The organism is Streptomyces sp. NPDC029956 (assembly GCF_055574655.1).
In genome coordinates this window covers 1-22,759 of sequence record NZ_JBVHZJ010000077.1, presented here as the reverse complement: position 1 = coordinate 22,759, position 22,759 = coordinate 1, and the positions used below count along the sequence as shown (strand labels likewise).

The following is a 22,759-nucleotide window of genomic DNA, read 5'->3' as shown; positions in this document are numbered from 1 at the left end:
CGAGCCGGTGCCCCGTCCGGGGGGTAAACCCCCGGAGGCCCTCCCCCTGGGACAGGCAACGGCCCACGACACGAAGAGGCCCCCTCCCTGCGGAAACCGCGGAGAGGGGGCCCTGTTCGTGCGTCAGCGCACCGGGGTTACTTCTTGCCCTGGTTCTTGACCGCCTCGATCGCCGCCGCAGCGGCCTCCGGGTCGAGGTAGGTGCCGCCCGGGTTGAGGGGCTTGAAGTTCTCGTCCAGCTCGTAGGCCAGCGGGATGCCCGTCGGGATGTTGAGGCCGGCGATGGCCTCGTCCGAGACGCCGTCGAGGTGCTTCACCAGCGCACGGAGGCTGTTGCCGTGGGCCGCGACCAGGACCGTGCGGCCGGACAGGAGGTCCGGGACGATCGCGTCGTACCAGTACGGGAGCATGCGCTCCACGACGTCCTTCAGGCACTCGGTGTCCGGGCGCAGCTCCGGCGGGATCGTCGCGTAGCGCGCGTCGTGCGCCTGCGAGAACTCGCTGTCGTCCGAGAGCGGCGGCGGCGGGGTGTCGTACGAGCGGCGCCACAGCATGAACTGCTCCTCGCCGAACTCGGCGAGCGTCTGGGCCTTGTCCTTGCCCTGGAGGGCGCCGTAGTGGCGCTCGTTGAGGCGCCACGAACGGTTCACCGGGATCCAGTGGCGGTCCGCGGACTCCAGCGCGAGCTGGGCGGTGCGGATGGCGCGCTTCTGGAGGGAGGTGTGCAGTACGTCGGGGAGCAGGCCGGCGTCCTTGAGCAGCTCGCCGCCGCGCGTCGCCTCCTTCTCACCCTTCGCGGTGAGGTTCACGTCCACCCAACCGGTGAACAGATTCTTCTCGTTCCACTCGCTCTCGCCATGGCGGAGGAGGATCAACTTGTACGGTGCGTCGGCCATGCGTACGAGCCTAATGGACCTCTGACGATTGACGCGCGTCGTCAATCCGCTGGCGTCCGGCACATGAGATGCGTAAGTTACGAGAGCCGTAAGAGGGACTTACAGATAGCAGGGGGCCGGCCACACATGTCCATCGACTCGCTCAGACGATCAGCCAGCGCGACCGTCTCCGGCCTCCCGCAGGGTTTCTGGTGGCTGTGGCTGTCGACCCTGGTCAACCGGACCGGGGCTTTCGTCCTGACGTTCCTCTCCCTCTATCTGACGGTGGAGCTCGGGCACTCGGCCTGGTTCGCCGGACTCGTCGTCGCCCTCCACGGCCTCGGCGGCGTCGCCGGCTCCCCGCTCGGCGGCGCACTCACCGACCGCTGGGGCCGGCGCCCCACCATGGTCACGATGCACCTCGCGGCCGCCGCTTCCGCCGCCGCCCTCGCCGTCGTCACCAGCGCCTGGGCGATCGCGACGGTCGTCCTCCTCATGGGCGTCGCCATGCAGGCCGTCCGCCCGTCCATCAACGCCACCATCGCCGACATGGTCCCCGCCCACGACGTGCGCCGGGCCTACGCCCTCAACTACTGGGCACTGAACCTCGGCTTCGCCATCGCCTCCATCGGCGGCGGCGCCGCTATCTTCCTCGGTTACCGGACGCTGTTCGTCGTCGACGCCGTCGCCACCACCCTGTGCGCCCTCATCGTCTTCCTCCGCCTTCCCGAGACCCGCCCCGAGGCCCGGACCGACAAGGCCGGCAAGCCGGTCGTCGAGGCCAAGGTCAGCATGCTCACCGTGCTGCGCGACGCGCCCTTCCGCACCCTCGTCCTCCTCAACCTCTTCGTCTGCCTCGTCTTCACCGCCCCCTGGATCGGCCTGCCCCTCACCATGGCGGACAAGGGCCTCTCGCCCTCCTCCTACGGTGTCGTCATCGCCGTCAACGGCATCGTGATCGTCGGCTTCCAGCTGCTCGTCAACAAGCTGACCGACAAGCGTTCCCCCGTCCTCCTGCTCAGCCTCTCCTCCCTGCTCTTCGCCCTCGGCACCGGCGCCACCGCCCTCACGGGCTCCTCCGTGGTGGCCTTCGCCGCGACCGTCGTCGTCTGGACCGTCGGCGAGATGATCCACGTCCCGACGAACGCCGCCGCCACCGCCCGCCTCGCCCCCGAGCACGCCCGCGGCCGCTACCAGGGCGTCATGGGCATGTCCTGGGCCGTCGCCGGTTTCGTCGCCCCGATCGGCGCGGGTGCCATCGTCGGCGGCCCCGGCCCGAACGTCCTCTGGGCGGCGACCTTCGCCATCGGTGTCCTCGCCGCCGTCGGCTACGCCGTGCGGCTTCGCAAGGCCCTCGACGAGGACATCGACAGGGGTGCCGAGAGCGACAGTGCCGTCGAGGCGGTCCTCGACACCGGCGTCGAGGCAGGCCCCGGCGTCGTCGAGCCCGGCGAGGGCCTCGGCGACGTCGACTCCGCCGGGAAGTCTCCCGTCACCGCCTGACCCGGAGCCCCCTCCCGGCCAGCCCGAACCCGTTCCCCTCCCTGCGCACTTCGGCGATGCCCGACCCGCCGAAGTGCGCGGGCACGACCAGCTCCCTCTCGTCCGCGGCCCGTTCGAGGATGCGGCGGCGGCTCGCCGACGCCGCTCGCGCGTCCAGGCAGAAGCAGCTGCTGTGCGCGGGGTCGAGGATCTGTACGGGGCTGTGCAGCAGGTCCCCGACGAAGACCGCCCGCTCCCCCGCCGACGCGAGCCTCAGCACGGCCGACCCGGGCGTGTGGCCGGGTGCGGACTCCAGGGTGAGGTGTTCGTCGATGCGGTGGTCGCCGTCCCAGAGGACGATCCGCCCCGCGCGGTGGAGGGGCGCGACGCTGTCCTCGTACACGAACCGGTCGCTCTGGGTCCGGCCGCCGCCGTAGGCGTTGCCGGGCCCGAAGTGGGCGTCGTCCGCCGCCGGTACGAGGTACTCGGCGTGCGGGAAGGTCGGCACCCACTCCCCGCCGCCGTCGCTGCCGTCGGCGGCTCGGGTGTTCCAGCCGACGTGGTCGGCGTGGAGATGGGTGTTGACGACGACGTCCACGTCCTCGGGTCGGACCCCGGCCCGCTCCAGGTGGCCGAGGAAGTCCCCCTGCCACTGGTGGAACTGGGGCGAGCCGGGCCGCTCCCGCCCGTTGCCCACCCCGGTGTCGACCAGGATCGTCCGTCCCCCGCTGCGCAGCACCCAGGTCTGCAACGCCATGACCGCCCGGTCGCTCTCCGGGTCCCAGTGGTCCGGCGCCAGCCAGTCCTCGTTGTCCTTCCAGGTCTCCTCGCCGGCCGAGGGGACGAGCTCCCCGGCGGCCGCGAACGGCCCCTGCCACTCGACGACCCGGACGATCTCGACGTCCCCCACCACCGTGCGCTGTGCGCTCTCCTCTGTCATGCCGTCGACGTTAGGGAGCGCCGTTGAGCCTCTCAATGCCCGTACGGCTCCACCGGATACGCGTACGTCTCACCGCGGAGACCGTCGGGCGGTCGGGCAGGGCTACGCTGGCGCGATGGACGTGGTGAGCGACGCGATCTCGGCCGTACGGATCGGGCGGCCCTCCTCCCAGCGGATGCGGGTCACCGGGAGCTGGTGCACCCGCCTCGCCCCGTACGACGGCGCGGGCTTCCATGTCGTTCTCGAGGGGCACTGCTGGCTGCTGCCCGACGGCGGCGAACCGGTCGAGCTCGGCCCGGGCGACGCCGTCCTGCTGCCGCACGGGACCGGGCACGTGATCGCCGACGGGCCCGCCGACGCGGCGCGGCTCACCCGCGCCGTGCCCTTCGAGCGGTGGCTGGACGGGGCCGGTTCGCGGGCGGGGAGGCGGGAGCCCTCCGCGGCCGATGACGGCGCCGCGGTGGAGATGCTGTGCGGGAAGTACCGGCTCGACCGCAGCCATGTCCACCCGCTCCTCGCGGAGCTCCCCCCGCTCCTCCATCTGCCGAACCGGGCCGGCAGCGCCGACCGCTCCGACCACGCCAGTCGCAGCGGCGGCAGCAGCGACGGCACCGGCGGTACCGGCGGCGGTACCGATCCCGGCCTTCGCGCCGCCATCGCCCTGCTCGGCCACGAGGTGGGCGAGCGGCTTCCCGGCTCCACGGTCGCCCTGCCGAGCCTGCTCGACCTGCTCCTCGTCTACATGATCCGGTCCTGGACGGCCGAGAACGCCGTCCCGGGAAGCCGGGGCGGCGCGGCCGGGACCTGGCCTGCCGCCCTCGGCGATCCGGTGACCGCCGCCGCCCTGCGGGCCCTGCACACGGACCCGGCCGCCCCCTGGACCAACGAGCTGCTCGCTGCGGAGGCCGGGGTGTCCCGGCCCACCCTGGCCCGTCGTTTCACCGCCCTCGTCGGCCGGCCTCCGATGGCGTACCTCACCTGGTGGCGGCTCACCCGGGCCGCCGCCCTGCTCCGGGACACGCCGGACCCGTTGGCCTCCGTCGCCCGACGGGTCGGCTACAGCACGCCGTACGCCCTGTCGCACGCCTTCCGCCGGGAGTTCGGCACGACCCCGGGGCAGTACCGGGCGGGTCTGGCCGCGGCTACCGCCGGCTGAGGGCGCGCTGCGCCTCGTACAGGTTCGCCGGGCGGACCGAACCCGGGCTGCCGTAGGCCTCCACGCGCGCGTGGAGCTCTCCCGTGAAGTCCGGGACGTCGATCTGGTCGAACTCGCGGACCTCGCTGATGCCGACCGTCGCGCTGTACGGGGCGACGGTGTCGATCTTCACCAGGCCGGCGCGGCCGTTGGTCACCGTCACGTTCCAGTGGGCGAACCGGGCTCCGTAGAGGGGTCCGGCGGAGGCGTCGCCGCCGTGCCGGCCGTTGTTCTCGACGGTGATCCCGGTCCGCACGTTCGCGAAGGGCATGCCCCGGTGGGTGTCGAAGGTGCCCGTCTCCATCACCCCGCGCGACCAGACGTTGTGGCTGGACAGGCCCTCGACGTTGATGCCGTGGAGCTGGGTTCCGGCGGGCGCGGGGACCGTACGGGCCGCGATGCGGAAGTCCTCGACCAGGTTGTCGTGCGCGCCCTCCCGGCAGAAGTACGGGTGGTGGGAGCCGCGGCCCTCCACCCGCGTACGGCGCAGGGTGCAGGCGGAGGCGGCGACGAGCCCGAAGCCGTTGTCGACGTGCCGGACCACCACGTCCTCCGCCCAGCAGTCGTACGCGCACTGGAAGGTGACGCCGTTGTAGCCCTTGTCCAGGAGGTGCGGGGACTGCGGGGTCTCGACCGCCTCCAGGGTCAGGCCCACCACACCGGAGTGGGTGAGCGCCTCCGCCCCCGAGACGAGCCGGGGATCCCACTCCGGGCGCGTGTCGAGCGGCAGCGGGCGCTCCAGGGTGACCGTCCGGCCGCGTACGCCGGTGATCCGCACGGGCCACTCGTAGGGGACGTAGCTGGTCAGCTTGGTCTTGTCGTCCCAGACGTACGCCTCCGGGCCCGCGCCGTCGCCCGCCATGTGCTTCAGGAGCGTGTGGCCGGCGTCGTCGGCGAGGCGGAGGACGACGAGTCGGCCGCGCTGGAGGGCCGAGGGGTCGTCGACCGTGACCGTGCGGTCGCCCCGGCGGCCCGGGCGGACGGTCGTCAGGGTGCTCCACTCGTCGCGCCTGTTGCCGGTCCAGCCCTCGAAGGGCCAGGCCCGGTCCCGTATCGCGGAGACGAGGGAGGCGTGCCGGGCCTGCGGGGAGAGCCAGATCAGGCCGCCGGCCCAGGACCAGGAGGACTTGTCGCCGCCGTAGCGGGAGCCGTACGGGCCGATCAGTTCGGTGAGGTGCCGGGTGGCGAGCAGTTTCGTACGGCCGGAGCCCGCGCCGCGCAGGACGACGCCGCTGTGGCCGATCCGCAGGTAGTCGTCGATCCGGTACGTGCCCGGCGGGAGGAGGACCGTGCCGCCGCCGCGCTCCCCCGCCTCCGCGAGGGCGCGGTTGATCGCGGGCGCCGAGTCGGCCGAACCGTCGGGGGTGGCCCCGTGGGTGAGGGCGTCGGCGACGACGCGGGGGCGGGGTGCGCGACGGGCGCCGCCCAGGGCGCCGGCCCGGCCCACGTACGGGATCTGGGGGTGGGTGTAGGGGGCGGCCTCGTACTCCCGCCAGAGCGCGGCGTCGAACTCCCGCCGGGAAGGGGCGTCGAACTCCCGCCGGTGAGGGGCGTCGAACTCCCGCCGGTGAGGTGTGGAGCGGGTGGGGGCGGGGGCGGTGAAACCCGTCGCGCCCGCCGCTCCCGCCACCGCCACCGCGCCGCCGACGAACTGCCTTCTGCTGAGTGCCATGAACCTGAGCCCTTCACATATATGAATGGTGTTCAGATCTGCGTTGGCCGTGAGCATGGCAGTAGAAGGCCCTTGCGGGAAGGGGTCAGTTGGCGGGCTTCTCCGACGACTTCCGGGTCAGGTTCTTGAACGCGTCGAGGTTCCTGGTCGACTCGCCGCGCGAGACCCGCCACTCGTACTCACGCCGGATCGCCGACGCGAAGCCCAGCTCCAGGAGCGTGTTGAAGTCGCCGTCCGACGCCTCCAGGACCGAACCGAGGAGCCGGTCCAGCTCCTCGGGCGTCACGGCGGAGAGCGGCAGCTTGCCGGCCAGGTAGATGTCGCCGAGGCCGTCGACCGCGTAACTCACCCCGTACAGCTTGAGGTTGCGCTCCAGGAGCCAGCGGTGGACACCCGCCTCGTTCTCGTCCGGGTGCCGGATGACGAAGGCGTTGAGGGAGAGCGAGTGGCGTCCGACGCGCAGCGAGAGCGTGGTGAAGAGTTTGCGCGTGCCGGGGAGTTTGACCACGTAGGAGCCCGGTTCAGGGGACTCCCACTCCAGTTCCGCGTCCTTGAACGTGTCCTCGACGGTCCGCCGGACGTCCTCAAGATCAGACATGGTGGGAGCGTACGCGACGGCGGTTCTCGCGCAGCCGATGGTCGTGCACGGCAGCCGTGTACACATCCGCCGTGCCCGAGGCCGCCGTGTCCCAGCCGAACGAACCGGCGTGCGCGGCCGCGGCCGCGCCCATCCGCGCCGAGAGTGAGGGGTCCGCCACGAAGCGGCCGAGCGCGCGGGCGTAGTCCACCGGGTCGTGGCCCTGGACGAGGAAGCCGGTCACGTCGTCCCGTACGGCCACGGGCAGGCCGCCCACCGCCGCCGCGACGACCGGGGTACCGGCCGCCTGCGCCTCGATCGCGACCAGCCCGAAGGACTCGCTGTACGACGGCATGACGAGGACGCTCGCCGCACGGAACCAGTCGGCGAGCCGGTCCTGGCCCACCGGCGGGTGGAAGCGCACGATGTCCGCGATGCCGAGCCGGGCGGCCAGCTTCTGCAGCCCCTCCGGCTTCGCCAGGCCGCTGCCGCTCGGGCCGCCGACCACGGGAACGACCATGCGCGAGCGCAGCGAGGGGTCCCGGTCGAGGAGCTCGGCGGCGGCGCGCAGCAGGATGTCCGGGGCCTTCAGCGGCTGGATGCGGCCGGCGAAGACGGGGATGAAGGCGTCCTGCGGCAGCCCGAGCCGGGCGCGGGCGGCGGCGCGGCCGTCGGCCGGGCGGAAGTGGTCGAGGTTGACGCCGGGGTGGACGACCGCGAGCTTGCCGGGGTCCGCGTCGTAGAAGCGGGCGAGCTCGTCGGCCTCCTCGGCCGTGTTCGCGATCAGCCGGTCGGCGGCGTCGACGATCTGCGTCTCGCCGATCACCCGGGCCGCGGGCTCGGGGGTGTCGCCCTCGGCGAGCGCCGCGTTCTTGACCTTCGCCATGGTGTGCATGGCGTGGACGAGCGGGACGCCCCAGCGCTGGGCGGCCAGCCAGCCGACGTGGCCGGAGAGCCAGTAGTGGGAGTGGACCAGGTCGTAGTGTCCGGGCCGGTGGCCCGCCCAGGCCTGCATCACGCCGTGCGTGAAGGCGCAGAGCTGGGCCGGCAGCTCTTCCTTGGCCAGGCCCTCGTACGGGCCGGCGTCGACGTGCCGCACGAGGACGCCGGGCGTGAGCTCGACGACCGGGGGGAGGCCGCCGGTGGTGGCCCGGGTGAATATCTCGACCTCGATGTCGATGGCGGCGAGTCGTTTCGCCAGCTCGACGATGTAGACGTTCATGCCGCCCGCGTCGCCCGTGCCGGGCTGGTGCAGCGGGGAGGTGTGGACGCTGAGCATGGCCACGCGGCGCGGGGTGCGGTTCCGGCCGGGGAGCCGGAGCCGGGCCGGCGCCGGATGCCGGTGCCGGGTACCGGTGAACCGGGACACGTACTGGCTCACGTCGGCGGTCCTTCCGCTCGGGGGCGAACGTGTCGGGTCCGACACGTCGGGGCTGAGCACGTCGGGCTGAACAGCTCGGGCCGAGCCGGTCGGCCGAGCCCGAAGGGGTCGGGCAGCGGGTCGGGCTGAACGGGTCGGCTCAGCTCGGCACCACGGGCATGACGGTGGGAGGACGTGGTGCGCCCTCCGGCCGGGACAACACCGGAACGGAGCCTTTCATTTCCGTCGCCGATGCCGTTTTGCCAATTCATTACCGGGGCGCACCACGGGCCACCCCCACCCTTTAACCTTTCGGCATGGCCCCGCGCACCACCCGCCCCCAGAGCTCCGCCCGGGGGCACCCCCAGTCCGCTTCGCTCGTCGGCACCCCGACCCGCGGGACCACCAACCCCAACCGGCTGCGCCGCATGGACCGCTGGATCGCCGCCGTCCACGGGCCCGGCCTGCGCAGCTCCCCCGAGCCGCCGGTCGCCGTGGACCTCGGCTACGGAGCCGCCCCCTGGACCGCCGTCGAGCTCCTCGCCCGGCTGCGCACCGCCGAACCCCGCACCCGTCTCTACGGCATCGAGATCGAGCTCGCGCGCGTCGAGGCGGCGAAGCCGTACGAGCACGAGGGCCTCTCCTTCGTGCACGGCGGCTTCGAGGTGCCCGTACCCGGCCGGGTCGCCCTGATCCGGGCGGCGAACGTGCTCCGCCAGTACGACGAGGAGCAGGTCGCGGCCGTCTGGGAACGGCTGCGCGGGCGGCTCGCCCCGGGCGGACTGCTCGTGGAGGGCACCTGCGACGAGATCGGGCGCCGGCACGTCTGGGTCGCGCTCGACGGGAGCGGGCCGCGGACGGTGACCTTCGCGACCCGGCTCGGCTCGCTCGACCGGCCGTCGGACCTGGCGGAGCGGCTGCCGAAGGCGTTGATCCACCGCAACGTGCCGGGCGAGCCGGTGTACGCGTTCCTGCGGGACTTCGACCGGGCGTGGGCGGCTGCGGCGCCGTACGCCTCGCTCGGCGCTCGGCAGCGGTGGATCCGCTCGGCCCGCGACCTGGCGGCGGACTGGCCGCTGACGGACGGGCCCCGGCGGTGGCGCCAGGGCGAGGTGACGGTGCGGTGGGAGGCGCTGGCGCCGCGGGGGTGAGAGGTCGCCGGGGTATCGGGGGGCGAGGGGTCGGTGGGGGCGCTGGCGCCGCGGGGCGAGGGGTCGGCGGGGGGGGCGTCGGCGGCCCGGGCGGGAGTGAACGAGACCTCTCTTTTCCCAACTGCCGCTGAATTTCCGGTACGTCGGGAACGCCACACGCGTATCCCTCGTCCCCCGTGGGGGGAGCAGGCCCGACAGGCCCTGGTTTCCCCTGTTGCTTTACGGTTTCGCATGGCACTATCGCCAAGGTCACCGCTAAGTTACTGACGGTAAATCAGATTTGGTCACTCGAGGGGGAGCTCGTGAACCGACGCCGCCACGCCACCGCCGCGATCACCATGATCTGCGCCTTGACCGTGCTGGCCTCGCCCGCGCTGACCCTGCAGGCCGCCGCCGCGCCGCTCCCGCCGCCTCCTCCGAGGAAGAGCCTGGAGGAGGTGCGCCAGGAGATAGACACCCTGTACCGGCAGGCCGCCGTCGCCACCGACGCGTACAACCTCGCGGAGGAGAAGGCGAAGGAGCAGTCCGCCGAGATCGTCCGGGTCGCCGTGATGATCGTGGAGGGCCGCGAGAAGATCGAGGCCCTCAAGGCCAAGGCCGGCGCCACCGCCCGCGCCCAGTACCGCAACGGCGGGCTCCCCGACGGCGCGCAGCTCGTCCTCACGAACGACCCCCAGCTCTTCCTCGACAACGCCGGCCGCCTCAAGGCCGGGGCGAAGGCCACCACCGACCTGCTCGGTGAGATGACCCGCACCCAGGCCCAGTTGGACGTCTACGCCAAGGACGCGGGCGTGAACTGGACCAAGCTGGAGGCCAACCGCGTGCGGCAGGCCCAGGCGAAGAAGGAGATCGACGGCAAGATCGCCGCCGCGAAGAGGCTGGAGTCCGAACTCGCCGCCGAGGAGCGGGAACGGCTGCGGCGGCTCGAGGAGCTGGCGCTGTCCAAGGCCCAGACGACCTGGCTCGGCACCGGTGTCCTCGCCGGCCTCAAGGGGGACACGACGCCGGCGGCGAAGAGGGCGATCCAGTTCGCGACCGCGCAGATCGGCAAGCCGTACGTGTGGGGCGCGGAGGGACCGGACTCGTTCGACTGCTCAGGGCTGACCCAGCTCGCCTGGGGCACGGCGGGCCGGCCGATTCCGCGGACCTCGCAGGAGCAGTGGCGCCTGCTGCCGCGCGTGGACATCAAGGACATGCGGCCCGGCGACCTGATCGTCTACTTCAAGGACGCGAGCCACATCGGGATGTACGTCGGAAACGGCACGATCGTGCACGCGCCGCGCCCCGGCCGTGACGTGACGCTCGCGGGGGCCGGCTCGATGGAGATCCTGGGCGTCGTCCGCCCTGCGTGACGGAGCGCCGCCCGCGGACGTGACAGGCCGCCGCCCCGCCCGACGTGACGGAGTCCACGCGCGGCGGCGGAACCGCGGGCGCCCGCCCCGGCGTGACCTTTCTCATTGCCTCGGGAGCGCCCCGTCGGCCGTTCGAAGGCAAGTACCTCCCCTTCCGCGGCATATGCCAATCGAGACGCGGACGCCGACCCGCTGATCGCCATTCCGCTGCGCACCGCCCTAGCGCTATGGTCCGGGACGGGCGGGACGCCACCCGGCGCCCTGCGCACCCTCGGGGGGAGGGAAGGAAACCCGGACCGATGCCCGTATCCGTACCGCGTCAGAGAAACGTCTCTGCCGTTGCGGGACCCGGCGACGTCGCCACTACGGACGCCACCGCCATGGACGCCACCGCTATGACAGGCACAGTCACAGGCACCGATCGCACCGATCTCACTCTCCTGGTCGTCGAGGACGACCCGGCGGGTGCCTTTGCCGTACCCGAACTGCTCGACGCCGCCGGCACCCGGGTCCGCATCCGTACCGCCCGCAACCTGACCGAGGCCGAGCGGCTCCTCACCGACGACGTCCACTGCGTCCTCGTCGACCTGTCCCTGCCCGGCCCCCGCGCCGCCGCGGGCGACGACCCGCTCGCCCCGCTGCGGCACATCCTGCGGCTCGCCCCGCGCCACGCCGTCCTCGCGCTCGCGGCATCCGCCGACGCCGAGCTGGCGGCCGAGGCGGTACGCGTCGGAGCCCAGGACCACCTCTTCCGCGAGGAACTCGACGGACGGCTGCTCAGCCGGGCCATCCGGTACGCGGTCGAGCGCAAGCGCGCCGACGCCGTCCAGGTGAAGCTCGCCGAGTCCCGGCTCCGCGCGCAGGAGAACGCCCGCCTGGAGCGCGGACTGCTCCCCACGCCGCTCCTGGAGGGCTCCGACCTCCGGTTCGCGGCCCGCTACCGTCCCGGCCGCTCGCGCGCCCTGCTCGGCGGCGACTTCTACGACGTGGTCCGTACGCCCGACGGAACCGTCCACGCCATGATCGGCGACGTGTGCGGCCACGGCCCCGACGAGGCCGCGCTCGGCGTCGAGCTGCGGATCGCCTGGCGGGCCCTGACCTTCGCGGGGCTGTGCGGTGACGAGCTGCTCTCCACGATGCAGCAGGTCCTGGAGCACGAGCGGGAGAGCGAGGAGATCTTCGCGACCCTCTGCACCGTCGACATCGCGCCCGACGGGCGCCGCGCGGGCCTGTGCCTGGCGGGGCACCCGTCACCGCTGATCGCCCGGCAGGGGCGGGCGGCACGGCTGCTCCCGTACGAGGACGGCGGCCCGGCTCTCGGACTGCTGCCGCGCGCCCGTTGGCCGCGCCGGCAGGTCGAGCTCGGCGGGTCGTGGAGCCTCCTCATGTACACGGACGGACTCATCGAGGGCCGCTCGGCCGGCCCCGGCTCGCCGCGGCTCGGCCAGGACGGGATGGTCGACATGATCAACCGGCAGCTGACCTCGGGCCTGCGGGGCGACGAGCTCCTGGAGGCCGCGGTGACGGAGGTCCGGTCCCTGAACGGCGGCGAGCTGACGGACGACGTCGCGGTCCTGGCCCTGGAAAGGGACAGGACCCGGGGATGACCCCGGGCCCTGCTGCCACTTCTCACGTCCGGCTCTGACGGACGTCTGCCTCTGCCGTACGCCCGGCTCCGACGTCCGGACCTGCCGCGCGTCCGGCTCAGACGTCCGGGCCCGCCGTACGACGGGCTCCTACGGCTAGCGGCCGCCGTTGTAGGGGCCGTACGGCCCGTCGCTGCTGGAGCCGCCGCCCCGCCGGCCGCCTCCGCCGCCCGACACCTGCTGGAGCGCGGGGCGGACGTCGACCATGAAGACGATGGCGGCGATCACGCCCGCGATCTGCAGGAACAGCATCGGGAAGAGCAGGTTCAGGGCCAGGTTGATGCCCAGGACGATCAGCCAGAACTTCTTCGTCTGCTTCTCGGCGGCGCGGTAGGCGTCCTCGCGCGCCATGGCGGCGAAGACGAGCGCGGCGACGGCGAAGCCGGTGAAGATCAGGAACATCACCAGGGAGAGGAGGGAGTCGAATCCCGCGCGCAACATGCTGAGCACCGCCTAGGGAAGAGGGGAAGAGCGCCTCGCGGTCAAGGTACCCGGTTCAACGCACCAGGTACCCGTATTGGTGCCCGGTGCTACTCCTTCTCGGCGGCGACGGCAGCCTTCTTGGCGGGAGCCTTGCGGGCGGTGGTCTTCCGGGCGGGCGCCTTCTTGGCCTCGGCGGACCCGGCCGCGACGGACTCGGACCCGGACTCGGCGGAGGCCTTCACCGGCTCCTCGGCCTTGGTCTCCTCCGGCTCGACGACGACCGCGATCTCGACGATCTCCTCGGCGACGTCCCCGCGCCAGGCCTTGACGGCCTCCTCGCCGTGGGCGGCGACCTCCTCGTACTTCTCCCGTGCCTTGACGGCGTACTCGGCGGCGACACCGACGCCGCGAAGGGCGAGGTCCTGGGCGGTCTCGCCGAGCTTCTTGAGGTCCGTGTCGAGACCGCCGACGACATCGGCGAACTTCGACTGCACGGTGGCCTGGGCCTCCTTGGCCTGCGCGGTCACCTTCTCCTGCACGGCCTTGGGGTCGGTGTTCCGTACGGCCTCGATGCGGGCCGGCGCCTCGGCGGCGATCTGCTCGATCAGGCCGGGAACCTTCTTGGCCTGCTGCACGGCGAGGTCCGCGGTGCCGGCGGCGAAGTAGAGAGGGGTACGCAGTTCGTCGATGATGGCCATGCTGGTGGTCCTCCCGGTGGTGACGTACGAGCGAGCGCTGGCTCAGGGGCGGTCAGGCATCGGACGCGTCGGCGGACCGCTCGGCGGCCGCGGCGCGGGCGCCCGCGGGGGGCTCGGCGGTTCCGGCGTCCTCGGTGACTCCGGCGGTTCCGGCGTCTTCGGTGGCTCCGGCCGGGTCGGCCTCGGCGGTGCGGACCGCCTGGGCGGTCTGCGCAGCCTGGGCGGCCGCTGCGGCGGCCTCGGCGGCGTTCTCCTTGCGGAAGGAGTCGTAGATCTGGAGCAGCACCTGCTTCTGCCGCTCGTTGATCGAGGGGTCGGCGAGGATGACGGCACGCGTCTCCAGCTCCTCCCGCTCCTTCTCGTCGAGGATCCCGGCCCGTACGTAGAGCGTCTCGGCGGAGATCCGCAGGGCCTTCGCGACCTGTTGCAACACCTCGGCGCTCGGCTTCCGCAGCCCCCGCTCGATCTGACTCAGGTACGGGTTCGACACCCCGGCGGCGTCGGCGAGCTGCCGCAGGGACAACTGAGCGGTCCGCCGCTGATCGCGGAGGTACTCACCGAGATTGCCGACGTTGAGCGATGCCATGCCCCGACCATGCCAGCCTTTGCTAACTATTGCAAGCAGCCGCTTGCAAGTGTCGCCCCCGGTCGCCGGCGGCCGAAGAGCCCCGCGCACGTCCGCTGGGACGTGGCGCAGTCCACCCCCGCGCCGCGCCCGAGCCGCTCGCCTGCGCGAGGTCCCTCGTGATCGCCCTCCCGTAAATCCCCGTGATCCTCGCGGTCGCTGCTGCGAGACTGGGCCGCATGGACACGACGACGGGGCGCTTCCGTGCGGCGGTCAGGGAGTGGGCGGCCGATGGCGCGGATGCCGCCGCGGCCGCCGCGGCCGCGCGCGAACTGGCGGCCGGCACCGAGCTGCGTACGGCCGTGCTCGTGGAGGGGGTCAGCGACCGCGTCGCGCTCGACGCGCTCGCGGCCCGACACGGCCGCTCCCTCGACGCCGAGGGCATCGCCGTCGTTCCGCTCGGAGGGGCGACCAACATCGGCAGGTTCGTTCGTCTGCTCGGACCCCAGGGGCTCGGCGTCCCGCTGGCCGGCCTGTGCGACGCCGGCGAGGAGGGCCACTTCTCGCGCGCGCTCGAACGCGAAGGTCTCGGCCTCGACCTGGCGCGCGCCGACATGGAGCCGCTCGGCTTCTACGTGTGCGACGCCGACCTGGAGGAGGAGCTGATCCGCTCCCTCGGCGCCGAGTCGGTACTCGGGGTCGTCGACGCCCAGGGCGACCTGCGCGCCTTCCACATCTTCCAGAAGCAGCCCGCCCAGCGGGAGCGGGACGTGGAGCGCCAGCTGCGGCGCTTCATGGGCACCATCAGCGGCCGCAAGAGCCAGTACGCCCGCTCGCTCGTCGACGCCCTCGAACTCGCCGACGTACCCCGCCCGCTGGACCGTCTCCTCGCGCACGTGTCCGCACCCACGCCGAAGCCCACGCCGACGCGGACATCCACGTCCACGTCCACGTGCTGAGGAATCTCCCCCCTGCCCGTCAAGGCCGCCCGTGCCATGCTGGTGGGCGTGGCACTGGAGGACCTGGTACGGCTGCGCCGGGCGCGGGACGTGATGGATCGCGACTACGCGCTGCCGCTCGACGTACCCGCACTCGCCTCCGTCGCCCTCATGTCGACCGGGCACTTCGCCCGCAGCTTCCGCGCCGCCTTCGGCGAGACCCCGTACAGCTACCTCATGACCCGTCGCGTCGAGCGCGCCAAGGCGCTGCTCCGGCGGGGCGACATGAGCGTCACGGACGTCTGCTTCGCCGTCGGGTGCACCTCGCTCGGGTCCTTCAGCTCCCGCTTCACCGAGCTCGTCGGCGAGACACCGTCCGCCTACCGGGCCCGCCCCCACGAGGCCGGGGCCGCGATCCCCGCGTGCGTCGCGAAGGTCCGTACGCGGCCGGTCCGCAAGGCCTGAGCCGCCGCGGCGGCACTGCGGTGGCCCCGGGGGGACTGCGCTCCTGCCGCCCGTCGATCAGTTTCGGAGAAGCGGAATCCAGTGGTCCGCCGTAGCTTCGAAGGCATGAACGTCAAGCTCTCGCAGTGCTTCATCGCAGTCGACGACCACGACAAGGCCCTCGCCTTCTACCGCGACGCCCTCGGCCTCGAGGTGCGGAACGACGTCGGTTTCGAGGGGATGCGCTGGGTGACCGTCGGGTCCCCCGCGCAGCCGGACGTGGAGATCGTCCTCGAACCGCCGCTCGCCGACCCCAACGCCTCCCCCGCCGACCGGCAGGCCGTGGCCGAGCTGCTCGCCAAGGGCATGCTGCGCGGCGTGATCTTCTCCACCGAGGACGTCGACGCCACCTTCGAGCACGTCCGGGCGGCCGGCGGCGAGGTCCTCCAGGAGCCGGTCGACCAGCCGTACGGCGTCCGCGACTGCGCCTTCCGCGACCCGGCGGGCAACATGCTGCGCTTCACCCAGCCCCGCTCCTCGTAGTACCCCGAACCCTCCTGTCGGCCCCCTCGCCCGTGCCACCATGACCCGGAGCGCCCGCGTCGGGCCGAGGCCGAGGCCGACAGGAGGGGTCCGCATGCCGGTCGAACGCGTCTGGCTGGATGTGCCGTACGCCGAGAAGGACGCGGCCAAGCGTGGCGGGGCCCGTTGGGACCCCGCCGCCAAGCGGTGGTTCGCGCCCCGGGCGGGGATGCCCGAGCTCGCCCGCTGGGCCGCCGCCAACGAGGTCCCCGACCTGCTGCCCGGCGAGGACCGGACGTACGGCAGCGGCCTCTTCGTCGACCTCGTGCCTCGCACCTGCTGGTTCACCAACGTCCGGTCCTGCGTGGCCCAGGCCGACTGGGAACGGCTCCGCCGGATGATCACCGGCCGGGCCGGACAGCGCTGCGAGGCCTGCGGGGCGGGCGAGGACCGTGCGAACCGGCGGTGGCTGGAGGCCCACGAGCGGTGGACCTACGACAACGCCACCCTCGTCCAGACCCTCACGCGGCTCATCTGCCTCTGTACCGACTGCCACACCGTCACCCACTTCGGTCTCGCCCAGGTGCGCGGGATCGAGGACCGGGCGTTCGCCCACCTCCTGAAGGTCACCGGGATGGGCGAGCCGCAGGCCAGGGACCACGTCCGGGCCGCGTTCGCCGTCTGGGAGGACCGCTCCCGGTACGACTGGGAGCTGGACCTCGGCATCCTCACCGGGGCGGGGATCACCCTGGCGCCGCCGCCCGGCGCCGACGACCGCGCCCGGGCCGGGGACGCGCAGGCGAACCGGTAGTCCGGCCGCTGGGCGAGCACGAAGAACTCGCCGCCAGGCACCAGGTTCCGGTGGACGCGGCGGCACATCCGCTCCATCCCCGTGACGTCCTCGGCGCAGTCGAGACACTGCACACCGAGCGCGATGTCGAACTTCCGCCCCAAGAGGGGAAGTTCGGCCACGTCGCCGACCTCGTAACGCACGCCCCCCCAGCGGGTCGCGCTCCCCGGAGCGCTGCTTGGAGCGTTGGCTGGAGAGCCGGTCACGCCGCCCACGCGGCGAGCGTCCCGAAGTCCGCCGCCGTGAGCCCCTGCCGGGGGTCCACCCGGTGGAGCAGCACCCGGCCGGGGTGGTGGGCGGCCACCCAGTCGCGGTCGGCCGCGCCGATCTCGTCGTCGACCCACACGAACGGCCGCCCGTCGGCCCAGGCCACGAGCCCCGGCGTCTTCCAGTGCACCCCCGGCGCGGGATCGGGCCCGTCCTCGGGCCACCGGACCAGCGGCAGGGCCGGAAGCCCGAGGCGCGGCGCGACCCAGGCGTTCGCGTCGTCCTCCCAGGTCGTCGCCCAGACGAGGGTGTACGGGAGTGCCGCGAGCCGCGGCCCCTGCGCGGGATCGAGCCGTGCGAGGAGCGGGCTCACGGACGGCGGCGGTGACGGCGGGTACGTCGGGTACTCCCGTCCGTCCGCCCCGAAAGGGATCAGCGGGCCGTCGACGTCCAGGAAGAGGAGGGGGGTCACCATGGGGCCATCCTGTCCGGGTCGCGGGCGCCCCGGCACCCCCGTTCGTCCACTTCTCGATAATCCGCGACGGATCGATCCTCGTTACCCTGGGGACATGACAGCCATGGCGCCCACCCGCACCGAGCCTGACCTCTCCTACCTCCTCGACCACACCAGTCACGTCCTGCGGACCCGGATGACCGCCGCGCTCGACGCGATCGGGCTCACCCCCCGGATGCACTGCGTCCTCGTCCACGCCCTGGAGGAGGAGCGCACCCAGGCACAGCTCGCGGAGATCGGGGACATGGACAAGACGACGATGGTCGTCACCGTCGACGCCCTGGAGAAGGCGGGGCTCGCCGAGCGCCGGCCGTCCAGCACCGACCGGCGCGCGCGGATCATCGCCGTGACCGAGGCGGGGGCCAAGGTCGCGGAGCAGAGCCAGAAGATCGTCGACGGCGTCCACGAGAGCGCCCTCGCCTCCCTCCCCGACGATGCGCGCACCGCCCTGCTGAAGGCCCTGAACCTGCTGGTCAACGGCCACCTGGAGACCCCGATCGAGAGCCCGAGGCCGGCCCGCCGGGCCCGCCAGCGCGGCTGATCCGGACACCGAACGAGGAGGGACGACTCCTACTCGTTCCGTAAAAAATAGTCTGCAACAAAACCTTCTGTTAATGTCACTCCTGTCGGTTCCACCGAACAGGAGTGATCCCCGTGCCCACACCCACGCGCACCCCCCGCACCTCCTCCGCCTCCGCCTCCGCCTCCTCCCCCTCCTCCGCTCCCTCCCCCGCCCGCTCCCGTCGACTCGCCCTCGGCGTCCTCGCCACCGGCATGCTCATGACGATCCTCGACGGCAGCATCGTCACCGTCGCGATGCCCGCCATCCAGAGCGACCTCGGCTTCACCCCCGTCGGCCTCAGCTGGGTCGTCAACGCCTACCTGATCGCCTTCGGCTCGCTGCTCCTCCTCGCCGGCCGCCTCGGCGACCTGATCGGCCGCAAGCGGATGTTCCTCGCGGGCACCGGGGTCTTCACCGCCGCCTCGCTCCTCGCCGGAGTCGCCACCTCCCCCGGCGTCCTCATCGCCGCCCGCTTCCTCCAGGGCGTCGGCAGCGCGATGTCCTCCGCCGTCGGCCTCGGCATCCTCGTCACGCTCTTCACCGTGCCGCGCGAACGAGCCCGCGCCATCGCCGTGTTCAGCTTCACCGGCGCCGCCGGCGCCTCCCTCGGCCAGGTCCTCGGCGGCATCCTCACCGATGCCCTCGCCTGGAACTGGATCTTCTTCATCAACCTGCCCATCGGCCTCGCCACCCTCCTCGTGGCCCTCCGCGCCCTCCCCTCCGACCGGGGCCTCGGGCTCAGGGCGGGGGCCGACGTCCTCGGCGCGGTGCTCGTCACGACCGGCCTCATGGCCGGGATCTACGCGGTCGTCAAGATCGAGGAGTACGGAGCCGGTTCGGCCCACACCCTCGGCCTCGGCGCCCTCGCGCTCGTCCTCCTGACCGGCTTCCTCGTCCGCCAGGCGAAGACCGCGAACCCGCTCATGCCGCTGCGGATCCTCCGCTCGCGCAGCGTCTCCGGCGCCAACGCCGTCCAGATGCTGATGGTCGCCGCGCTCTTCTCCTTCCAGATCCTCGTCGCGCTCTACCTGCAGAAGGTCCTCGGATACGGGGCCGCCGAGACGGGTCTCGCGATGCTGCCCGCCGCGGCCGTCATCGGCGCCGTCTCCCTCGGTGTCTCGGCCCGCCTCATCGCCCGCTTCGGCGAGCGGAACGTCCTGCTCACCGGACTCCTCCTGCTCGTCGGCGTCCTCGGCCTGCTGGCCCGCGTCCCCGTCCACGCCTCCTACGTCACCGATCTGCTGCCCGTGATGCTGCTCGCCGCCGGCTTCGGCCTGGCGCTCCCCGCCCTCACCTCGCTCGCCATGTCGGGCGCCGAGGAGAAGGACGCGGGCCTCGCCTCCGGCCTGTTCAACACCACCCAGCAGATCGGCATGGCCCTCGGCGTCGCGGTCCTCTCCACCCTGGCCGCCACCCGCACCGGGTCGCTCACCGAGGCCGGCCGGCCCGCCGACGAGGCCCTGACCGGCGGCTACCACCTGGCGTTCGCCGTCGGCGCCGGTCTCCTGCTCGCCGCCCTGGCGCTCGCCTTCACCGTCCTACGCCGTCCCGACAAGCCGGTGACGCCCGACCCGGCGAAGGACACCGACACTCCCGCGACAATGGCGGCATGAGAGCCGACCGACTCGTCGCCGCCCTGCTCTTCCTCCAGACGCGGCAGCGCGTCACCGCCGCCGAACTGGCCGCCGAACTGGACGTGTCCGAGCGCACCGCACGCCGGGACCTCGAAGCTCTCGCGAGCTCCGGGATCCCGGTGTACTCGCAGGCGGGCCAGGGCGGCGGCTGGCCCCTCGTCGGCGGAGCCCGTACCGATCTGACCGGCCTCACCGCCCCCGAGATCCGCGCGCTCTTCCTCCTGACCGGACCGGACACCGCCGCCGACCCCCGCACCCGGACCGCCCTGCGGAAGCTCGTACGGGCCCTCCCCGCGACCCTCCGGGACGGCGCGGAGGCGGCGGCCCGCGCGGGCGTCTCCGACGGCACGGACTGGGCGGGCGTGGAGACGGAGGAGGCCCGACTCGCCCCGCTCCAGCGGGCGGTGGTCGACGCGAGGGAGGTCAGGATCGGCTACGCCCGCCCCGGCCGCGAACCGCGCGAGCGCACCGTCCAGCCGCTCGGAATCGCCGCGAAGTCCGGGGTCCGCTACCTCGTCGCCGGCACCGAGCACGGCCTGCGGACCTTCCGGATCGGCCGCGTCACCTCCGTGGCCGAGACCGGCGCCCCCGCCGTGCGCCCCGAAGGCTTCGACCTCCCCACCGCCTGGCGGACGCTCGCCGCCCGCATGGAGGACCGGATGGTCGCCGCGACGGTACGGGGCCGGGCCGCCCCCGGCACGGAGTCGGTCCTGGAGGGTCTGCTCGGCGGGCGGATACGGTACGGGGAACGCGCCGGGGACGACTGGAGGCCGTTCGAGGCGGACGGGCCCTCCCCCGAGGTGGTCGCCGCCCAACTGGCCGGTCTCGGCGCCCGGGTGGAACTCCTCGACCCGCCCGAGGCACGTACGGCCCTCGCCCGCATCGGCGCCGAACTCACCCTGCTCTACGAGAAGTCGACGGCGCCAGGCACTCCGGAAGCTCCGCCTCGTGCACCAGGGTCAGCCGTGACACCGCCCGCGTGAGCGCCACGTACAGCCGGTTCGGTCCCCGCGCCTCGGCCGCCACGATCGCGGCCGGTTCGACCACGACGACATGGTCGAACTCCAGGCCCTTCACGACCGTCGCGGGCAGCACGGTCACCCGCTCCCCCGCCCCGCACCGCCCTACGGCCTCCGCCACGGGACCGACCATGCCGTCGGCCGTGATGACACCGACCGACCCCTCCGCCGCGAGCGCCTCGCGCACGGCCGCGGCCGTCGCGCCGGGCAGATCGAGGCGGTCCGTGGTCCGGACGGCCGTCACCACGCCGTCCTTCCGGACGGAACGGCCCGCCGGTACGTCCACGCCCAGGGACGGCAGGAGCCGGTTGGCGAGGTCCACGATCACCGCCGGGACCCGGTAGCCGAGGGTCAGCGGCACCACGGGCGCCCCGGCCCTGCCCAGGTGGGCCAGCTGCTCGTCCCAGTCGCGGGCCGCCCACGGGGTGGTTCCCTGGGCGAGGTCCCCGAGCACGGTGAGCGAGCCGAACTCGGTGCGGCGGGCGATCGCCCGGCACTCCATGGGCGAGAGGTCCTGGGCCTCGTCGACGACGACATGGCCGTAGCCCCCGGGCCGCTCGACCAGGCCCGCGAGCTCGTCGAGAAGCACGAGGTCGGCGGCGGTCCAGCGTGCCGAGCGGTACGAACGCGGCGGCCGTTCCCAGCGGATCGCCGCCCGCTCGGCCGCCGCCAGGGCGGGGTCGGCGGGGTCCGTGAGGAGGCCCGCGAGCACCTCCTCCGGGGTCGCCTTCGGCCAGCACGCGTCGAGGAACGCCGTCACCGCCCGCGCCCGCTCGATCCGTCGTGCCCATGCCGCGCCCATGGGCCCCCACCGGCGCTCGGCCCGGAGCTGAAGGGCCCGCACGATCCGGGCGCGGACCCGCTCGCGGCCCGTCGCGTAGGGCGGCGCCTCCTCCCGTACGTCCGCGACGATCGCGGCGAGCTGCGCGGCCGGCAGCCGCCAGTGGTACGAGCCGTCCGCCACCGCGAGGTCCTCCGCGGGTGCCGGGTCGACCCTGCCGTAGAGCGCACGGTGCAGCACCTCCGCCATCCGGGCGTCGTGCTTGACCCGGGCCGCCGCCTCGCCGTCCTCGGCGCGGACCGGGTGGCGGGCGATCTCGTCGTCGAGGGTGGCCTGGCGGACCCCGGTCTCGCCGAGCGAGGGCAGCACCTCGGAGATGTACGAGAGGAACGCGCGGTGCGGGCCCAGGACGAGCAGACCGGAACGCCGGATCCGCTGCGGATGGGTGTAGAGCAGATACGCGGCCCGGTGCAGGCCCACGGCGGTCTTGCCGGTGCCGGGCGCGCCCTGCACACACAGGGAGGCGGCCGGGTCGGAGCGTACGAGGTCGTCCTGCTCGGGCTGGATGGTGGCCGCGATGTCCCGCATCGGGCCCACCCGGGGGCGCTCGATCTCCCCCGCGAGCAGCGCGCTGACCGTCACCTCCCCGCCCGCCGTGAGCCGTTCGTCCTCGAACGCGGTCAGATCCTCCGAAGCGCCCCTGCTGTACGGGGCCCAGCCGAAACGGCGGCGCCTGAGCACGCCCTGCGGGTCGCGGGCGCCTGCCTGGTAGTAGGCGCGGGAGACGGGCGCGCGCCAGTCGACGACGAGCGGCGGGGCGGCCGGGTCCTCGCCGATCCGGCGGCGGCCGATGTGGTGGACCTGACCGTCGTCGAGGTCGAGGCGTCCGAAGAACAGCGGCCCCGGCGGCTGCTCCCGCATCTCCTTGGCGCGACTGCGCAGATGGCGGCCGAGCGCCTCGGCGTCGGCGCCGGACGCGGCGGTGTCCTCGCCCGTGACGACCTGTTCGGCGACGTCCTCGGTCATCCGTGTCAGGGCGGCACGGCAGGCGTCGTGGTGGGAGCGTTCGCGAGCGAGCTCCGAGCCGAGGTCGAGGTCGGAATCAAGGTCGGGTGCGGGTGCGGGTGCGAGATCAGGATCGAGGTCGGGTGCGAGATCCGGTGACGTCATTCCGACAAGCCTAACGGAAAACGTTACCGAGTTACATTTTTTACTTGTCTACGCACTTGCCCCCACGGGCGGCACACGCACCAGGGACTAGTTGTTCTGTCCCGGGAGGTTGTGGACAGGTGACGCAGGTCTCGGCTGAGGCTTCTTGAACGGGTGAGGGCCTTCCGGGTTCGGTGTGGATT

Annotated in this window: 22 protein-coding genes; 12 read left to right on the top strand and 10 right to left on the bottom strand. The window is 73.1% G+C overall.

Annotated elements, in window-relative coordinates; genetic code table 11:
* Positions 1–137: 137 nt before the first annotated feature.
* On the bottom strand, positions 138–896 hold the full coding sequence (locus tag ACZ4XX_RS36660; RefSeq protein WP_329281287.1) for a phosphoglyceromutase: 759 nt from the start codon (positions 894–896) through the stop codon (positions 138–140).
* A gap of 126 nt (positions 897–1,022) precedes the next feature.
* On the opposite strand from ACZ4XX_RS36660, the gene ACZ4XX_RS36655 reads away from it, so the two are divergent.
* The gene (locus tag ACZ4XX_RS36655; protein ID WP_468512152.1) at positions 1,023–2,378 is read left to right on the top strand and encodes an MDR family MFS transporter; all 1,356 of its coding nucleotides are present in this window, start codon (positions 1,023–1,025) and stop codon (positions 2,376–2,378) included.
* On the opposite strand, the gene ACZ4XX_RS36650 is transcribed toward ACZ4XX_RS36655, so the two are convergent.
* A complete protein-coding gene (locus tag ACZ4XX_RS36650) occupies positions 2,368–3,297 on the bottom strand; it encodes an MBL fold metallo-hydrolase (protein WP_468512151.1) in 930 nt (309 codons plus the stop codon). The genes ACZ4XX_RS36655 and ACZ4XX_RS36650 overlap by 11 nt on opposite strands.
* Positions 3,298–3,412: 115 nt before the next feature.
* Between ACZ4XX_RS36650 and ACZ4XX_RS36645 the strand changes: the two genes are divergently transcribed.
* Positions 3,413–4,453 carry an AraC family transcriptional regulator gene (locus ACZ4XX_RS36645; RefSeq protein WP_468512150.1) on the top strand — a complete coding sequence of 347 codons (1,041 nt, stop codon included), beginning with the start codon at positions 3,413–3,415 and terminating at the stop codon, positions 4,451–4,453.
* On the opposite strand, the gene ACZ4XX_RS36640 is transcribed toward ACZ4XX_RS36645, so the two are convergent.
* The 3 genes from ACZ4XX_RS36640 to mshA form a co-directional block, all read right to left on the bottom strand.
* Complete coding sequence (locus ACZ4XX_RS36640; RefSeq protein ID WP_468512149.1) at positions 4,440–6,164, bottom strand: glycosyl hydrolase family 28-related protein; 1,725 nt, start codon at positions 6,162–6,164, stop codon at positions 4,440–4,442. The genes ACZ4XX_RS36645 and ACZ4XX_RS36640 overlap by 14 nt on opposite strands.
* 85 nt (positions 6,165–6,249) lie before the next feature.
* Positions 6,250–6,762 (bottom strand): type III secretion system chaperone family protein, encoded by a 513-nt coding sequence (locus ACZ4XX_RS36635; RefSeq protein WP_468512148.1) that lies wholly within the window; start codon positions 6,760–6,762, stop codon positions 6,250–6,252.
* Positions 6,755–8,122 (bottom strand): D-inositol-3-phosphate glycosyltransferase, encoded by a 1,368-nt coding sequence (gene mshA, locus ACZ4XX_RS36630; RefSeq protein ID WP_468512147.1) that lies wholly within the window; start codon positions 8,120–8,122, stop codon positions 6,755–6,757. Before mshA ends, ACZ4XX_RS36635 begins: the two co-directional genes overlap by 8 nt.
* A gap of 296 nt (positions 8,123–8,418) precedes the next feature.
* On the opposite strand from mshA, the gene ACZ4XX_RS36625 reads away from it, so the two are divergent.
* From ACZ4XX_RS36625 to ACZ4XX_RS36615, 3 genes are all read left to right on the top strand, one after another.
* Positions 8,419–9,252 carry a class I SAM-dependent methyltransferase gene (locus ACZ4XX_RS36625; protein WP_468512146.1) on the top strand — a complete coding sequence of 278 codons (834 nt, stop codon included), beginning with the start codon at positions 8,419–8,421 and terminating at the stop codon, positions 9,250–9,252.
* A 302-nt stretch (positions 9,253–9,554) separates the two neighbouring features.
* Positions 9,555–10,604, top strand: coding sequence for a C40 family peptidase (locus tag ACZ4XX_RS36620; protein WP_468512145.1), 1,050 nt, complete (start codon positions 9,555–9,557; stop codon positions 10,602–10,604).
* Positions 10,605–10,984: 380 nt separating this feature from the next.
* Positions 10,985–12,211, top strand: coding sequence for a PP2C family protein-serine/threonine phosphatase (locus tag ACZ4XX_RS36615; protein ID WP_468512144.1), 1,227 nt, complete (start codon positions 10,985–10,987; stop codon positions 12,209–12,211).
* A gap of 135 nt (positions 12,212–12,346) precedes the next feature.
* Here the strand turns inward: ACZ4XX_RS36615 and ACZ4XX_RS36610 are convergent, their stop codons facing one another.
* The 3 genes from ACZ4XX_RS36610 to ACZ4XX_RS36600 all read right to left on the bottom strand — a co-directional run bounded on the left by ACZ4XX_RS36610 (position 12,347) and on the right by ACZ4XX_RS36600 (position 13,957).
* Positions 12,347–12,691 carry a DUF2516 family protein gene (locus ACZ4XX_RS36610; protein WP_030323240.1) on the bottom strand — a complete coding sequence of 115 codons (345 nt, stop codon included), beginning with the start codon at positions 12,689–12,691 and terminating at the stop codon, positions 12,347–12,349.
* A gap of 89 nt (positions 12,692–12,780) precedes the next feature.
* A complete protein-coding gene (locus ACZ4XX_RS36605) occupies positions 12,781–13,371 on the bottom strand; it encodes a hypothetical protein (protein WP_468512143.1) in 591 nt (196 codons plus the stop codon).
* Between the two features lie 52 nt (positions 13,372–13,423).
* The gene (locus ACZ4XX_RS36600) at positions 13,424–13,957 is read right to left on the bottom strand and encodes a helix-turn-helix domain-containing protein (RefSeq protein WP_468512142.1); all 534 of its coding nucleotides are present in this window, start codon (positions 13,955–13,957) and stop codon (positions 13,424–13,426) included.
* 218 nt (positions 13,958–14,175) lie between these two features.
* On the opposite strand from ACZ4XX_RS36600, the gene ACZ4XX_RS36595 reads away from it, so the two are divergent.
* The 4 genes from ACZ4XX_RS36595 (at position 14,176) to ACZ4XX_RS36580 (ending at position 16,651) form a co-directional block, all read left to right on the top strand.
* The gene (locus ACZ4XX_RS36595; RefSeq protein ID WP_468512141.1) at positions 14,176–14,895 is read left to right on the top strand and encodes a TOPRIM nucleotidyl transferase/hydrolase domain-containing protein; all 720 of its coding nucleotides are present in this window, start codon (positions 14,176–14,178) and stop codon (positions 14,893–14,895) included.
* Positions 14,896–14,943: 48 nt separating this feature from the next.
* Positions 14,944–15,339: a helix-turn-helix transcriptional regulator gene (locus tag ACZ4XX_RS36590; protein ID WP_468512140.1), complete on the top strand. Its 396-nt coding sequence runs from the start codon at positions 14,944–14,946 to the stop codon at positions 15,337–15,339.
* A 105-nt stretch (positions 15,340–15,444) separates the two neighbouring features.
* A complete protein-coding gene (locus tag ACZ4XX_RS36585) occupies positions 15,445–15,861 on the top strand; it encodes a VOC family protein (RefSeq protein WP_266967640.1) in 417 nt (138 codons plus the stop codon).
* Positions 15,862–15,955: 94 nt separating this feature from the next.
* Positions 15,956–16,651 carry a DUF5710 domain-containing protein gene (locus ACZ4XX_RS36580; RefSeq protein ID WP_468512139.1) on the top strand — a complete coding sequence of 232 codons (696 nt, stop codon included), beginning with the start codon at positions 15,956–15,958 and terminating at the stop codon, positions 16,649–16,651.
* Positions 16,652–16,892: 241 nt separating this feature from the next.
* On the opposite strand, the gene ACZ4XX_RS36575 is transcribed toward ACZ4XX_RS36580, so the two are convergent.
* Positions 16,893–17,372: an HAD domain-containing protein gene (locus ACZ4XX_RS36575; RefSeq protein WP_468512138.1), complete on the bottom strand. Its 480-nt coding sequence runs from the start codon at positions 17,370–17,372 to the stop codon at positions 16,893–16,895.
* 94 nt (positions 17,373–17,466) lie between these two features.
* On the opposite strand from ACZ4XX_RS36575, the gene ACZ4XX_RS36570 reads away from it, so the two are divergent.
* The 3 genes from ACZ4XX_RS36570 to ACZ4XX_RS36560 all read left to right on the top strand — a co-directional run bounded on the left by ACZ4XX_RS36570 (position 17,467) and on the right by ACZ4XX_RS36560 (position 20,590).
* Positions 17,467–17,952, top strand: a complete 486-nt coding sequence (locus ACZ4XX_RS36570; protein WP_468512137.1) for a MarR family winged helix-turn-helix transcriptional regulator — start codon at positions 17,467–17,469, stop codon at positions 17,950–17,952.
* 233 nt (positions 17,953–18,185) lie between these two features.
* Positions 18,186–19,586, top strand: coding sequence for an MFS transporter (locus ACZ4XX_RS36565; protein WP_468512164.1), 1,401 nt, complete (start codon positions 18,186–18,188; stop codon positions 19,584–19,586).
* Positions 19,583–20,590, top strand: coding sequence for a helix-turn-helix transcriptional regulator (locus ACZ4XX_RS36560; protein WP_468512136.1), 1,008 nt, complete (start codon positions 19,583–19,585; stop codon positions 20,588–20,590). The genes ACZ4XX_RS36565 and ACZ4XX_RS36560 overlap by 4 nt, the downstream gene beginning before the upstream one ends.
* Here the strand turns inward: ACZ4XX_RS36560 and ACZ4XX_RS36555 are convergent.
* Positions 20,502–22,577, bottom strand: coding sequence for a HelD family protein (locus tag ACZ4XX_RS36555; RefSeq protein WP_468512135.1), 2,076 nt, complete (start codon positions 22,575–22,577; stop codon positions 20,502–20,504). The genes ACZ4XX_RS36560 and ACZ4XX_RS36555 overlap by 89 nt on opposite strands.
* Positions 22,578–22,759: the final 182 nt, after the last annotated feature.

What these genes read in the sequence shown, in the direction of transcription:
- ACZ4XX_RS36605 (WP_468512143.1), bottom strand. Translation starts at nt 13,371, where the DNA reads ATGGCCATCATCGACGAACTGCGTACCCCTCTCTACTTCGCCGCCGGC.
- ACZ4XX_RS36625 (WP_468512146.1), top strand. Translation starts at nt 8,419, where the DNA reads ATGGCCCCGCGCACCACCCGCCCCCAGAGCTCCGCCCGGGGGCACCCC.
- ACZ4XX_RS36580 (WP_468512139.1), top strand. Translation starts at nt 15,956, where the DNA reads ATGCCGGTCGAACGCGTCTGGCTGGATGTGCCGTACGCCGAGAAGGAC.
- ACZ4XX_RS36635 (WP_468512148.1), bottom strand. Translation starts at nt 6,762, where the DNA reads ATGTCTGATCTTGAGGACGTCCGGCGGACCGTCGAGGACACGTTCAAG.
- ACZ4XX_RS36595 (WP_468512141.1), top strand. Translation starts at nt 14,176, where the DNA reads ATGGACACGACGACGGGGCGCTTCCGTGCGGCGGTCAGGGAGTGGGCG.
- ACZ4XX_RS36640 (WP_468512149.1), bottom strand. Translation starts at nt 6,164, where the DNA reads ATGGCACTCAGCAGAAGGCAGTTCGTCGGCGGCGCGGTGGCGGTGGCG.
- ACZ4XX_RS36610 (WP_030323240.1), bottom strand. Translation starts at nt 12,691, where the DNA reads ATGTTGCGCGCGGGATTCGACTCCCTCCTCTCCCTGGTGATGTTCCTG.
- ACZ4XX_RS36600 (WP_468512142.1), bottom strand. Translation starts at nt 13,957, where the DNA reads ATGGCATCGCTCAACGTCGGCAATCTCGGTGAGTACCTCCGCGATCAG.
- ACZ4XX_RS36655 (WP_468512152.1), top strand. Translation starts at nt 1,023, where the DNA reads ATGTCCATCGACTCGCTCAGACGATCAGCCAGCGCGACCGTCTCCGGC.
- ACZ4XX_RS36555 (WP_468512135.1), bottom strand. Translation starts at nt 22,577, where the DNA reads ATGACGTCACCGGATCTCGCACCCGACCTCGATCCTGATCTCGCACCC.
- ACZ4XX_RS36565 (WP_468512164.1), top strand. Translation starts at nt 18,186, where the DNA reads ATGCTCATGACGATCCTCGACGGCAGCATCGTCACCGTCGCGATGCCC.
- ACZ4XX_RS36585 (WP_266967640.1), top strand. Translation starts at nt 15,445, where the DNA reads ATGAACGTCAAGCTCTCGCAGTGCTTCATCGCAGTCGACGACCACGAC.
- ACZ4XX_RS36660 (WP_329281287.1), bottom strand. Translation starts at nt 896, where the DNA reads ATGGCCGACGCACCGTACAAGTTGATCCTCCTCCGCCATGGCGAGAGC.
- ACZ4XX_RS36645 (WP_468512150.1), top strand. Translation starts at nt 3,413, where the DNA reads ATGGACGTGGTGAGCGACGCGATCTCGGCCGTACGGATCGGGCGGCCC.
- ACZ4XX_RS36570 (WP_468512137.1), top strand. Translation starts at nt 17,467, where the DNA reads ATGACAGCCATGGCGCCCACCCGCACCGAGCCTGACCTCTCCTACCTC.
- ACZ4XX_RS36650 (WP_468512151.1), bottom strand. Translation starts at nt 3,297, where the DNA reads ATGACAGAGGAGAGCGCACAGCGCACGGTGGTGGGGGACGTCGAGATC.
- ACZ4XX_RS36560 (WP_468512136.1), top strand. Translation starts at nt 19,583, where the DNA reads ATGAGAGCCGACCGACTCGTCGCCGCCCTGCTCTTCCTCCAGACGCGG.
- ACZ4XX_RS36575 (WP_468512138.1), bottom strand. Translation starts at nt 17,372, where the DNA reads ATGGTGACCCCCCTCCTCTTCCTGGACGTCGACGGCCCGCTGATCCCT.
- ACZ4XX_RS36615 (WP_468512144.1), top strand. Translation starts at nt 10,985, where the DNA reads ATGGACGCCACCGCTATGACAGGCACAGTCACAGGCACCGATCGCACC.